The organism is Roseimicrobium gellanilyticum, assembly GCF_003315205.1.
Lineage (GTDB): Bacteria > Verrucomicrobiota > Verrucomicrobiia > Verrucomicrobiales > Verrucomicrobiaceae > Roseimicrobium > Roseimicrobium gellanilyticum.
On record NZ_QNRR01000001.1, the window covers coordinates 355,610 to 368,572 of the forward strand.

14 protein-coding genes are annotated in these 12,963 nt (G+C 58.6%); 13 read left to right on the forward strand and 1 reads right to left on the reverse strand.

Going from position 1 to position 12,963, the window contains the following annotated elements; all coding sequences use genetic code 11:
• The first annotated feature begins 11 nt into the window (after nucleotides 1-11).
• From DES53_RS01435 to DES53_RS01500, 13 genes are all read left to right on the forward strand, one after another.
• Nucleotides 12-1,532, forward strand: a complete 1,521-nt coding sequence (locus DES53_RS01435) for a cbb3-type cytochrome c oxidase subunit I (protein WP_113956427.1) — start codon at nucleotides 12-14, stop codon at nucleotides 1,530-1,532.
• 18 nt (nucleotides 1,533-1,550) lie between these two features.
• Complete coding sequence (locus DES53_RS01440) at nucleotides 1,551-2,243, forward strand: cbb3-type cytochrome c oxidase subunit II (RefSeq protein ID WP_113956428.1); 693 nt, start codon at nucleotides 1,551-1,553, stop codon at nucleotides 2,241-2,243.
• A gap of 10 nt (nucleotides 2,244-2,253) precedes the next feature.
• Nucleotides 2,254-2,979 (forward strand): c-type cytochrome, encoded by a 726-nt coding sequence (locus tag DES53_RS01445; RefSeq protein ID WP_113956429.1) that lies wholly within the window; start codon nucleotides 2,254-2,256, stop codon nucleotides 2,977-2,979.
• 47 nt (nucleotides 2,980-3,026) lie between these two features.
• Nucleotides 3,027-4,955, forward strand: a complete 1,929-nt coding sequence (locus DES53_RS01450) for a cytochrome c oxidase subunit I (protein WP_113956430.1) — start codon at nucleotides 3,027-3,029, stop codon at nucleotides 4,953-4,955.
• A 69-nt stretch (nucleotides 4,956-5,024) separates the two neighbouring features.
• On the forward strand, nucleotides 5,025-6,536 hold the full coding sequence (locus DES53_RS33665; protein WP_245958064.1) for a cytochrome c oxidase subunit 3: 1,512 nt from the start codon (nucleotides 5,025-5,027) through the stop codon (nucleotides 6,534-6,536).
• Nucleotides 6,537-6,581: 45 nt separating this feature from the next.
• Complete coding sequence (locus tag DES53_RS01465) at nucleotides 6,582-6,929, forward strand: cytochrome C oxidase subunit IV family protein (protein WP_113956431.1); 348 nt, start codon at nucleotides 6,582-6,584, stop codon at nucleotides 6,927-6,929.
• Between the two features lie 21 nt (nucleotides 6,930-6,950).
• Nucleotides 6,951-7,160 (forward strand): hypothetical protein, encoded by a 210-nt coding sequence (locus DES53_RS01470; RefSeq protein ID WP_113956432.1) that lies wholly within the window; start codon nucleotides 6,951-6,953, stop codon nucleotides 7,158-7,160.
• A gap of 11 nt (nucleotides 7,161-7,171) precedes the next feature.
• On the forward strand, nucleotides 7,172-7,372 hold the full coding sequence (locus DES53_RS32715) for a hypothetical protein (protein ID WP_113956433.1): 201 nt from the start codon (nucleotides 7,172-7,174) through the stop codon (nucleotides 7,370-7,372).
• Nucleotides 7,369-8,196: a cytochrome c oxidase subunit II gene (locus tag DES53_RS01480; protein ID WP_113956434.1), complete on the forward strand. Its 828-nt coding sequence runs from the start codon at nucleotides 7,369-7,371 to the stop codon at nucleotides 8,194-8,196. Before DES53_RS32715 ends, DES53_RS01480 begins: the two co-directional genes overlap by 4 nt.
• 103 nt (nucleotides 8,197-8,299) lie before the next feature.
• Nucleotides 8,300-9,343 (forward strand): COX15/CtaA family protein, encoded by a 1,044-nt coding sequence (locus DES53_RS01485; RefSeq protein WP_113956435.1) that lies wholly within the window; start codon nucleotides 8,300-8,302, stop codon nucleotides 9,341-9,343.
• Nucleotides 9,344-9,361: 18 nt separating this feature from the next.
• Nucleotides 9,362-10,303 (forward strand): heme o synthase, encoded by a 942-nt coding sequence (cyoE, locus tag DES53_RS01490; protein WP_113956436.1) that lies wholly within the window; start codon nucleotides 9,362-9,364, stop codon nucleotides 10,301-10,303.
• A 28-nt stretch (nucleotides 10,304-10,331) separates the two neighbouring features.
• Entirely contained in the window at nucleotides 10,332-11,141 is an 810-nt protein-coding gene (locus DES53_RS01495) for an SCO family protein (RefSeq protein WP_113956437.1), read from the forward strand.
• Between the two features lie 17 nt (nucleotides 11,142-11,158).
• On the forward strand, nucleotides 11,159-11,638 hold the full coding sequence (locus tag DES53_RS01500; RefSeq protein WP_113956438.1) for a DUF420 domain-containing protein: 480 nt from the start codon (nucleotides 11,159-11,161) through the stop codon (nucleotides 11,636-11,638).
• On the opposite strand, the gene pelG is transcribed toward DES53_RS01500, so the two are convergent.
• Nucleotides 11,590-12,963 (reverse strand): exopolysaccharide Pel transporter PelG, encoded by a 1,374-nt coding sequence (pelG, locus tag DES53_RS01505; RefSeq protein ID WP_113956439.1) that lies wholly within the window; start codon nucleotides 12,961-12,963, stop codon nucleotides 11,590-11,592. The genes DES53_RS01500 and pelG overlap by 49 nt on opposite strands.

A 12,963-nucleotide genomic window follows, 5' to 3' on the forward strand; every position in this document is an offset into this window, starting at 1 on the left:
ATCCACCAACCATGGCGACCACAGACTCGTCCATCTCGAACAGCGACAGCCTGCGCCGCGCGGCCATTGACCGCTCGGTGAAGGGGCCGGTGCTTTTCCTTTTCGCCAATGCCGCCATGTGGCTGCTGGCCTCGACCGTGATGGGCTTGATTGCCTCCATCAAACTGGTCTCCCCTGACTTCCTGAACTACGACTGGCTCTGGTTCCTGAACTACAGCCGTCTTCAGCCCGCTCACATGGCAGCCTTGGTTTATGGCTGGGCCATGCAGGCCGGCCTCGGCGTGGCAGTGTGGCTTCTGGCCCGTCGCAGTGGTCAGGCCCTTTCAGGTGGCGCTGGCACGATGCTGGTGGCTGGCATCTTCTGGAACGTAGGCGTGACTCTCGGTGTGATCGGCATTCTTTCCGGTGCGGGCACTGCTCTCCAGTGGCTGGAGTTTCCCTCCTTCGTCTGGCCGGTGCTGTTGATTCCTTACCTCGTCATTGCGGTGAACATGATTGTGCACTACAACCGCGCGAATCGTCAGCAGGGTTTCCACCTCACTTCCTGGTACCTGCTTGCCGCGCTGCTTTGCTTCCCCTGGATCTTCCTCACGGGTAACCTGGTGCTCAACTGCTTCGCCGCTGCCACCCCGATTGGTGCCATCGGTGCCGGTGTCAATGCCTGGTACGTGAGCGCAACCATCATGCTCTTCTTCGCGCCTCTCGGCCTGGGCGTGTGCTACTACTTCATCCCGAAGATCACCGGTCAGCCGGTGTACAGCTACCAGCTCGCGCAGATTGGCTTCTGGGGCCTCATCATCCTCGGCGGTTGGAGTGGCTTCCAAAAATACATGGGCGGCCCGGTTCCTTCCTGGACGGCAGCCGTTGGTGGTATGGCGACCATCCTGCTCCTCGTGCCAGCGGGCATCGTGGCACTGAACCACCACCTCACCACCTCGGGCAAGCACAGCCTCATTGAGACCAGCCCGACCCTGCGCTTCATCTTCGTGGGTTCCGCCTCGTTCCTTGTGACGAGCGGCATCGCGGCCCTCATCAGCAACTTCTGGACGGGCACGAATTTCCAGTTCACCTACGCGGAATACGGCTACCACCTCGCTGCGGTGTACGCCTTCTTCAGCATGACGATGTTTGGCGCCATCTACTACATCACACCGCGTCTCGCCGGTTGTGAGTGGCTCAGCGCCCGTCTTATCCGCAATCACTTCTGGTTCTCCGTGTATGGAATCACGGCCCTGGTGGCTTGCATGGTGATTGGTGGTCTTGCCCAGGGGCAGAGCCAGAACAATCCCGACAACTGGAACCAGCCCTTCATCGGCAGTGTGATCAATGCGCGTGGCTACCTGGTGGGTCGCGCTCTTGCCTGGGCCTTCATCCTCTGGTCGAACTTCTGGTTCTTCACCCATCTGGTCTTCATGGTCCTCGGCCTTGGCCGCCGCAGCGTGGCTCCCACCCTGCTGGTGCATGACCATCACGACGAGCGCCCCGCCGCTGTGCCCGCCCCGACTCATCCCCCGGCTTCCGCGACGGCCTAAACTTTCCCTCCACGTAGCATGACTGGTTCCCGCAAGTTTCTTTTCGGCCTGGCCGGCGCCTTTGGCGTTCCCTGGCTGCTGCTCGTCATCATTCCGGTGATCAAAGCGCAAAAGCTCACCCCTGAAGCCTACGACAAGGATCGTGACGGCATCGAGGGTGTGTACCCCTCCACCTCGATCGACCGCCAGGGTCAGCTCGTGTACATCTCGGAAGGTTGCGCCCAGTGCCACACGCAGATGATTCGTCCCAGCTTTGTCGGTATTCTGGACGGCTGGAAGAAAGGCTGGGGCAGTGATCAAAGCGACCAGCCCAAGCATGCCGTTCGCCCCAGCAAGTGGGAAGACTACATGGGTGAGCCGGTGGCTCCGCTCGGCATTCAGCGCAATGGTCCCGACCTTGCCAATTATGGCTACCGTGCCCCCAAGGAGCGCGCCGCCATCCACCTGAAGCTGTATGCGCCGCGTGCTTCGAAGACGAATGCCTGGAGCATGATGCCCTCCTACCGTCACCTCTACAAAGTGAAGGCGATTGAAGGCAACGGTTCCTCGCACGCCCTGGAATTCCCCGAGGACATGGCGAAGGAACTCAAGCCCAAGAAGGGTTTCGAAGTGGTGCCCACCCCCGCGGCGGAGCAACTGGTCGACTATCTGCTGTCACTCAAGAAGGATGCACCCGTGCCCGGCGAAGTCGTGGCTGAGGACGCGAAATAATCATTGAGACATGAACGAAAACGCTCCCCAGAATTTTGATTCCACCGACCTTGACCGTCTGCATGCAGCGGTGAAGCGCGAGAAGCCGGACGTGCGTCCTGGCGCGGAACCTTCGCCCCTTTGGGTCTTCATCGCCACCATGGTGGCCATGGTCTTTGGCGGTGGTTACCTCGGTGCCTATGTCGGCGGCTTCGGTTTCGACCGGAATTCTCCCTTCGATGGCACTCCCAAGGATGTTCGCCCTATCATTCAGACGGAAGGTGGAGAACTTGATCCCTTCCAGTTCGCCATGAAAAAGGGCGCTGGTGTGTACAACATCTGCGGTGGCTGCCACGGCGCCGCGGGTACTGGCCAGCCCGGTGCCATTCCTCCGCTCGCCGGCTCCGAATGGGTGCTCGGTGGCACAGAGCGTACTACTCGCGTGATTCTTCACGGCCTCGGCGGCGCGGTGCAGGTCAAGGGTGTTACCTACAATGGTGTGATGCCTCCGCAGGGTGCGCTTTCCGACAAGGAAATCTCCTACGTGCTCACCTACATCCGCAACTCCTGGGGCAACTCCGGCCACATGGTCACTCCGGAAATGGTGAAGAAAGTGCGTGAAGAAACCGCCACCCATGCGGCTGCCTACACCCAAGCCGAGCTCGATGCTTTTAAGGACAAGGACATCGAAGGCCCGATTCCTGCCGGTCCTGGCGCTACTGTAGCCCCCGCCGCTGCTCCCGCTCCTGCCAAGTAACCTTTTCCGAAACCCACTTACCAAGTACAGGTCAGCTCCTTTATCTCATGAGCTCTGCGACTGCCACTCACGACCACTCTCACGCCGATCATGCGCACGAGCATGATCATCACCAGCAGAGCTGGCTCTACAAGTACATCTTCTCGACCGACCACAAGGTCATCGGCATCCAGTACGGATTTACCGCGATGGCGTTCCTGCTGTTCGGTTTCTTCCTGATGATGGTCATGCGCTGGAGCATTGCCTTCCCGGGCCAGCCGATGCCGATCTTCGGTGCCATCATGGGTGAGCGCTGGGCTCCTGGCGGTGTGGTGACTCCTGAGCTCTACAACATGTTCGGTGCCATGCACGGCACCATCATGGTGTTCCTCGGCATCGTGCCCCTTGGTTTCGCTGCTTTCGGCAACTACGTGATGCCCCTGCAAATCGGTGCGGTGGACATGGCCTTCCCGAAGCTGAACGCCTGGAGCTACTGGCTCTATTTCATCGGCGGCCTCATGATGATGATCAGCTTCTTCCTTCCGACGGGCGCTGCCCAGGTGGGTTGGACGAACTACTCACCGTTGGCCACCACGGCCCAAATCGACGTGAAGGACCTGTTCTGGACTGGCCAGACGCAGTGGCTCATGGCGATGGTAATGCTCATCTCCTCCTCGCTGCTCGGTGCTGTGAACTTCATCACCACCCTGCTGAACCTGCGCTGCAAGGGCATGACCTGGATGCGCATGCCGTTCTTCTGCTGGGCGATGCTCGTGACCGCCTTCCTGCTGCTCCTGGCTTTCCCCCCTCTGGAAGTGGCCGCCATTCTGCAGCTCTTTGACCGTCTCTTCGGTTCCAGCTTCTTCCTGCCCACTGGACTTGTGGAAGCCAACCGTCACCTTGACATCGCCGGCGGTGGTAGCCCTCTCCTGTACCAGCACTTGTTCTGGTTCCTGGGTCACCCTGAGGTGTACGTGCTCATCCTTCCGGCCATCGCCATTGTGGCGGAGGTCATCCCGACGAACATTCGCCGTCCGCTGTGGGGCCATCGCACGATGATCTACGCAGCCCTCGTGCTGGGCTTCCTGAGCTTCATCGTGTGGGCACACCACATGTACCTCACCGGCATGGGCTCGGTGGTGAGCACCTTCTTCCAGATCACCACGGTGTTGATCTCGGTGCCCTCGGTGATCCTGCTGACCTGCCTCATGATCTCCCTGTGGGGTGGTTCCATCCGCTTCAATACGGCGATGCTGTTCGCATGCGCGTTCCTCCCGATGTTCGGTATCGGTGGTCTCACCGGTCTGCCGCTGGCCTTCAGCTACATCGACCTCTTCCTGCACGACACCTACTATGTGATCGGTCACTTCCACTACGTGGTGGCGCCGGGTACCATCTTTGGTCTCTTTGCAGGCATCTACCACTGGTACCCCAAGATCACGGGACGTTTCATGAATGAAACTGCCGGTCGCTGGCACTTCTGGCCCTCCCTGGTGTTCATGAACCTGCTGTTCGCGCCGATGTTGGTGCAGGGTATGGCGGGCTTCCATCGCCGCTGGCACGATGGTGGTGCTGCCTTTGAAGGCACGACCCACGGCAGCATGTGGATCTCCGAACTCGTCGGGGGTGTGTTCAAGCTCTTTGGCTTCCACATGTATGATGGCAAGGGTAACGACATCACGGACACCCTGATGATTCTCAACCCGCTGATGTCCTTCGCAGCATGGGGACTCGCCCTGTCGCAGGTTCCTTTCATCATCAATCTCTTCCTGAGCATCAAGGGTGGCAAGAAGGTGACCTCGGACAATCCTTGGCAGTCCACCACGCTTGAGTGGGCAACACCGACGCCTCCCGGACACGGCAACTTCCTTGAGGATCCGGTCGTCTACCGCCAGCCCTATGAGTACAGCGTCCCCGGCGCCGAAACGGACTACACACCCTCGTGGCTTCCTGAAGGTGCCAAGGTGGAGGACAAACTCACCCACGCAAAGCACTGAAGTTCCTGATACCCGGCAGCATCGCGACCGTCTCCGTCTCAATCTGACAACCTGCTTCTCTCTCTTCTGATGGAAATCCCATACACCGTAAAAGCCAGACCGGACACCGGGCTGTGGAATGCCAAGATTGGCGTCTGGCTCTTCCTCGCCTCCGAAGTCATGCTCTTCGGCGGCCTGTTCTCCGCCTACATCTTCCTGCGCCTTGCGCCAGAAGGTCCCTGGCCGGTGCAGGTGCTCACGGTGAGCTGGGGATTCTGGAACACCCTGATCCTGATTCTATCCTCCGTGACCGTGCTTCAGGCATGGGTCGCGCTGAAGCTGCGGAAGTACAATCTCTTCCGCATCTGGATGGCCCTCACCATCTTCTGTGCTTTCGCCTTCCTCGGCATCAAAAGCATCGAGTACAATGACAAGTTCCATCACTACGGTCTGCGCCTGCATGACGGCTCGGTGATGGAAGGCCACTTGCCTCACGAGGCAGACGGTTCCCACGGCAAGTACAAGATCACGTTCTCCGACGTGACCACGGTGACCCTGGCCAGTCGCCCCATGGACATGGGTCTCTTCGGCATCAGCTTCTTCCACAACGGCTCGGACGGAGAGTTCTTGAAGTACATCACGGAAGGTGAACCCAAGTTCAAGACCGAAGACGGCGCGGAGATCACCCTTGATGAAGCCAAGGTGAAGGAATTGATGGACCACGCCCGCAGCAAGGAACACAAGGACGAGAAGGGCGTTTGGAAGCCCATCGCCTCGGTGAAGCTCACGGCGGTGAAGCCCCTGAAATTCACGATCCCTGCCGGCAAGATGTTCGACAACTCCTGGACGGAGAAGAATGCCTACCTTCGTGACGGCACTGTCCTCGAAGGCAAGCTCACGGATGACGCTGTGAAGCTCGAGGTCGACAAGCTGGACTTCCGCTGGCTCTTCCCCCACCACGAGAAGGACGAGGAGAAGGCTTTTGCCGCCGCCCTCAACGCAGATCTTTGGAAGCACATTCCCAATGGGGCTGAATTGAAGGAGAAGTTCAAGACGCACCGTGCCCACCATCTGGATCACTTCCACAAGAAGCACGATGCTGATCTTGGCGGCAAGGCGGTTCCGAATCCCATGAACAACGACGACTTCGTGCGCAACACCTATTCGGTGCTGCATGCGGAGCTGGAGAAGTTCTCTGCGGGTGGTGCCACGCATGAACCTGCAAAGCATTCCAGCAATCAGGACGCCAATGGCACTGCCTCCCGGGTGGCTGCTCTGGAACAAGGCGCTGCGCATGATGCCTCCGGCGGTGGTCACCACGACCATCCCACGGTCACTGTGCCCCACAAGGAAGTGGCCCACTTCTCCAACTTCACCCCGAAGTGGCATAACTACTACGCCATCTACTTCTGCATCACCGGCCTTCACGGTTTGCACGTTCTTGCTGGCGCGCTCGTCCTCTCTTATTTCCTCCTCTTCGGCAAGAAGCTGTATGACAAGGATCCCGAGCACATGGCAAACCGTGTGGAAGTAGGCGGCCTCTTCTGGCACTTTGTGGATCTGGTGTGGATCTTCCTTTTCCCGCTGCTGTATCTCCTCTAGTCCAGCGCTCTTACCTGTTCCGTACAAATTTTAGACTGATTCAACATGGCACACGACCATCACGACCACGACAGCCCTGAAGCGATCCGCAAGGCATCGAATATGATCTGGATCGTTGGACTTGTCCTTGTATTCGGCACGGTTGTTACCGTGTGGGCAAGAGACTGGGATATGGGTACCCGCGGTAAAAACATTGCCTTCGGCATGCTCATCGCAACCATCAAAGCCTCGTTCGTGGGACTGATCTTCATGCACTTGAAGAGCGAGCGTGGCCTGATCTACAAGTTCCTCTTCTTCACGGTCATCTTCGCCATCGGGTTGTTTGTGCTGACGTACCTCGCGTGGGCTGACCCGCTGCATTCGCACATCATTCCGGCCGTCGAGCACGGTTAATAAGTCACTTCTCTTCACGCGATGTCTCTCAAGGGTTTCCACATCCTGTTCATCACCTTGGCCTTCCTTTGCACGGCGGGCTTCTGGGGGTGGGCGGTGGTGTTCGCGGAGCGCGCGAAGGAGCTGGGCGTGTCCGCCATGGCAAATTTCAGCGGCTCGCTCGCCATCGCGTTGCTGGTGTACGGCATCTGGTTTGTCGTCCGCAAGAGCAAAACCATCCACGTTGTCTGACCCCATCTGACATGGACCTTATCACCCCGCTGCTTTCCTGCGCCACCTGCATGCCAGACCCTTCTTCGGAAGTGTCGAAGGCTGCCAGCATGTCCATCATGTTCCTCGGTGTGATCATCCTTGGGATGATGGGGCTCTTCATCAAAATCATGTTCAACTTTGCCCGCCGTGAGCGGGAGTTCGAAAAGTCCTCTCCTGCGCAATCATCATGAATCTGGATCCTATCGTCGCTGCCATCCCTGCCCTTAACAAGATTCTGGGTATCCCGGAGCTTGCTTCCGAGCATGGAGAAATGGTCGATCACATGCTGGAACTGGTGCACTGGTTCATGCTGGTTCTGTTCATCGGCTGGAGCACTTTCCTGGTGTTTGTGTTCACCAAGTTCCGCAAGGACAAGAGCGCCAAGGCGGACTACGTCGGTGTGCGTGGTCACGCGTCGACCCACATTGAAATCGGCGTGGTGATTGTGGAGGCCATTCTGCTCCTCGGGTTTGCCTTTCCCCTCTGGGCACAGCAGTCCGTGGGCTATCCCACCGGCAAGGAAGTGGTGAAGGTGCGCGCCATGGGTGAGAAGTTTAAGTGGAACTTCCAGTACGCTGGCCAGGATGGCACCCTCGGTGGGTACGCTCTCGCAAACATTGGAAACCCCGCCACGAATGAAATGGGGCTCGACGCCAAGGACCCGAATGGCAAGGATGACTTCGTGAAGGGTGCTACTCTGACCCTCCCCGTCGGCCGCCCGGTGATCATCGACGTGACCAGCAAGGACGTGATTCACAACCTCGCGCTCGTCCCCATGCGTGCCGCGCAGGACGCCACCCCTGGCGTGAACGGTCACCTCTGGTTCACCCCCACAAAGACGGGCTCATGGGACATCATCTGCGGTCAGCTTTGTGGCGCCGGTCACAGTGGCATGCGCGGCACTCTGGAAGTGATTCCGCAGAAGGACTTTGACGAATTCATGAAGGAAGGCAGCGAAGGCGCCCTCAAGAATGCTGCTGCTGCCCCGGCCGCAGCCCCGGCTGCCGCGCACTAAATTGCGAGGTGGTGCCTGCTGCGCTGTCCCGGCATTTTCTGTCTCTCGAATGTCCCGCACTGTTGACTGTGCGGGACATTTCGCCTGAGGCCAGCGCACGCACATGATCTGGACCCGTTTTCAACGCCTTGCCATCGCGACTTTCATCGCGGTGGAGCTGCTCATTTTTGTGGGCGCTGCCGTGCGGGCGAGCGGCTCCGGTCTCGGGTGTCCGGACTGGCCATTCTGCTACGGCTGCTGGCTGCCACCGACCAAGGCTGCGGACATCGATTTTTCAAAGCTGGATCTGGAGAAGTTCCGGAAGAAAGCAGCCCAGCACGGACGTGACCCTGCCAGCATCACCGAGGAGAGCTTGCGCACCGAGTTCGATCCTGTAGCCACATGGATTGAGTACCTGAACCGGCTCACCAGCCTTCCCGTGGGCTTTACTTCGCTGCTTCTTTTTGGGGCTTCGTTTGGCCAGCTCAAGCAAAGACGGTTTGGAGTCTTTCTCGCGGGAGTGAGCGCTTTCGCCCTGGTACTCATCAACGCGTGGTTGGGTGCCCGCGTGGTGCTCAGTGGATTGAAGCCTGGCATCATCACCCTGCACATGGCCCTGGCCATTCTCCTGCAGTGTGTACTGGTGTATGCGGCGTGGCGGGGCACCGCAATGCCCTGGCACCTGAACACCAAGGGCCGGATGACTGCAGGTCTCAGAATGCTGGGATGGTTGCTTTTCCTCCTCATTGTGATTGAGGGGGTGATGGGCTCCCAGGTGCGCGAGTTGACGGATGCGCTGGCCAAGAGTCATGTGGGTGAGCTTCGTTCGCAGTGGGTGGGTGAGCTGGAGCAGAGCTGGGTGTACCTCATCCACCGGAGCTTCTCGTGGCTCATTGTGGCTTGCGTCCTTTGGTGGGTATGGGAGGCAAAGTCGGTTCTGAAAAAGGTGGGATGGCTGGAGTGGGGTGTGGTGGGGATTGTCTTTGCGCAGATGTTTTTAGGATTGATCCTGGCTCACGTGGGCATCGTGCGCGTGGCGCAAGTGCTGCACATCGGCTTGTCTTCCATCCTCGTAAGCGGGTTGTTCCTGTGGCTCTTGGGTGCCACGAACCGGAAGACCGATGGCAGCGCTGCGGTTGCGGGTGGCGTCCCGGCCCCGACGCGTTAAGTTGAGCGACCACCCACCATGACGGAAACCGAGACCACCAGCAGCAACACGGCACCATCGCCAGGCACCATGAAGGACATCATGGTACTGACGAAGTTCCGTCTGAGCGCGATGGTGATCGTCACCACCTTCGTGGGTTTTTGGCTGAACAGTCATGGCCCGCTGAACTGGTGGCTTCTGGTGCACACCATCCTGGGCAGCACGCTCGCGGCCTTTGGGGCAGCGGTGTTCAACCAACTGATGGAGATCGACGTCGATAAGCGCATGAAGCGAACAGCGGATCGGCCGCTGCCTTCACGTCGTATGGAACCGGGGGCTGCCTTTGCCATTGGATGGCTGTTGAGCGCGTTTGCCATCATTCATCTGGTCAAGATGGTGAATCTGGAAGCTGCCACCTTGTGCGCCATGACGCTGGCGGTATACCTCTTCATTTACACACCGATGAAACAGCAGTCCGCGTGGAATACCATTGTGGGCGCGGTGTCTGGGGCGTTGCCACCCCTTATCGGTTGGGCTGGTGCGGCAGGTCAGCCCGCAGAGAGTGATCCGTATTTCCGCTGGCAGATCATTGTCTCACCGGGAGCCATCTATCTCTTCCTGCTTCTCTTCCTGTGGCAGCTTCCACACTTCCTGGCCATCAACTGGATGTACCGCGATGAATATCGGAAGGGTGGTTTTGTCATGTGGGCGAATGATGATGACACAGGGGCCAAGACCTCACGTCTCGCGTTTCTCTTTTCCATCTGCACGGTGGTCGCAGCCTTCCTGCCGGCGCTCACAGGCCAGACGGGGTTCTGGTTCCTGCCTGCGGCTTGTGTCATCAATGGAGCGCTGCTCTGGCTGGCGTGGAAGTTCCTGAAAACTCCAGACCGCCCCACGGCACGAAAACTTTTCTTCTACACCCTGATGCATTTACCGCTGCTGCTCGGGGTGAGCATGGCATTCTGGAAGCGCCTGTGATCGTTCCGCAGCGTACCCTTCTTCAGTCATGAGCACTCCCCCCCCTGCTGAAACTCGTCGCATTCACCCTCTCACCATCTGGATCCCCATCATTGCCATCGTGGGGGGCATCGTGGTGGCGTATAGCTACCTGGTGAAATTGAGCATGGAGAAGCGCCAGGATCGCCTGCCGGTGCTCTCACGTCTTGAGAAGGATCTCACCCTCGTTGAGCGCAGTGGGAAGACCGTTGAGCTTTCACAACTCAAGGGCAAGGTCATTGTCGCCTGCTGGGTGTACACGCATTGCCCTCGCGGCTGCGCAGGCGTCGTGAGTGCGATGCTCGACGTGCACAAGGATTACGAGAACAATCCCGACGTGCATTTCCTTTCCGTGAGTGTGGATCCTGACGACGGAGCTGAGCAGTTGAAGACGTTTGCGGATGGACTGAAGATTGGAGGGGACAACTGGTGGTTCGTCAATGGGCCCAAGGATGTGCTGCGAAGCTACATGACGCGCTACTTCGGTTTCATGGCTGTGCAGGATATTCCGGAAAAGGACCGGCTGTCTCCCGCGGACAAGTACATGCATGACATGAAGGTCGCGCTCGTGGACAAGCAGGGGAGGGTGCGTGGTCACTACGATATCTCCAATCCGGATCCCCAACAGAATGAGTTCATCAACGCCAAATTCAGAGAGGATATGAAGAGGGTTCTTGCTGAAACCCAGTCTTCCAACAACATGGCCATGGGCATCATCCTGCTTTCTGTCATGGGCATCTCCGTGCTCTCTCTGCTGATCATGGCGTGGAAGCGGCCGCCCGGCAGACCTGCTCCCTCCGACCCCGCCACGGCTCCCTGATCGCTCTCATCCTTGCCATGCAGCTCTCCGATCTCCCGACACTCAACGCCATCCTGAATTTCACCGCCACGATCCTGCTCGTAGTGGGGTGGATTTGCATCAAGAGCCGAAAGGTGGCCGCGCACATTGCCCTGATGATTCTGGCGTTGCTGGTGTCGGCGGCATTCCTGACCAGCTACCTGATCTACCATTTCAATACGGAGCCGTTCCGATTTCCAGTCACCAACTGGTTCCGCTATGTGTATTTCGCCCTGCTGGGAACCCATATCATTGCGGCGATCGTGAACCTCCCGATGATCATCATGACGGTCATTCCTGCGGCCAGACGCAAGTTTGACAAGCACAAGCGCATCGCGCGCTGGACTCTCCCGGTATGGCTGTACGTCTCTGTCACTGGAGTGGTGGTATACATCATGTGTTACCAAATCACCTACCCAACGGAGATGACTCAACGTGTGGACACGCAGAAGGTCCTGAAGTCGAGCTCTGCCAGGTGACGGTTCACCCGTGAAGCGGCGAGCAGCAGGGCAAATCCTGCAGCCACGACAAAGCCGAAGCCGTACCATGCTTCATTCTCCCGCAAGGTGATGATGCTCAGGGTGGCATTTCCCAGCAGGAATACCAGCGAGCACCAGAGCGCACCACGCCGGTCATCCAGGTAGAAGAGAACGGTGAGTGCGGAGAGGAACATCACCAGCAGAAGCGCGCCGAAAAGCGTGATTCGGAAGATGCCAGTCTGCACATAGCCGATGTGAAACCATGATGTAAGGTGATCGGCGAAGACCACCAGCACCACGGTGGTGAATCCCTGCACCTTCAACAAGCGGATGAATCCCTCACGCAGGCTGACCATGATGGCGTGGCGCGCGGAGGTGATTTCGCGCAGGGGGCGCCCTTCTTTCACCGCATCGAAATACTCGTGGAAGCGTTCGGCAAAGGCTGTCTCCACCTGAAGGAAGAAGACCGCCATGCCCGGTGCGATGGACAGGAGGCTCAGGTAGATGGCGAAGTCATAGTCCGGCGCCGCGTGCAGGGCTCCTGCGATCTGCACATTGCTCTGGGAAAACCACCAGAAGAGGAACTTGTCGATCCAGATCGCCAAGTTGTAAAACAGGCCGCAGAGCATGAGATCCGGGAATCGCGTGAAAGCACGCAGAAAGCCAAAGCACGAGCCGCGCCCCCTTCCGAACTCCGCATACACAAAGTAGAGGAGCATGACTGCGATGAGAAAATGCCCTCCAAGGAAACCGAGGATGGCCCCAGTGAGCCCGTGCTCCTTTGCGAGAAAGTACGCTGCCAACACGGACACCGCATAACCCGCGAAAAACGCGACCACGATGCGCGTGTAGTGCCTCAGGGCGCTGAGGTAGGTGCTGATGATGAAGATGCCTGCCACGTGCACGAGCAGGGCCCCGGCCGCAGCTTGATACAGGGGAGGCGCAGGTACCTGGGTAAGAAAGAACCAACCACCCGCAGCACCAGACAGCGCTGCCGTCAGAAAGAGAGAGCCGAGTAACGAAGGGAAAATGGCTCCCCGTTGTTTCTCAGAAAAGCAGTCCGCCGCATGACGTGTGAGCACCAGTTGGATGGGGCCGGTGATCACCAGCGCAAATGCATACACATGAGTGATGGAGGAGGTGAGGAGACGAAGGTCATCCGGGCGCAGGATGGAATCCAGCAGCCAGGTGGCGATCATGAGCGAGACGATGGAGATGATCCACGGTCCCGCGCTCACCACGGCCGCACTGGCATAAGCCTGCAATTGCCCCGTGTAATCACGACGCGCGCTCAATCTCCGAAGTTCGAATCCGATTCCAGCCAT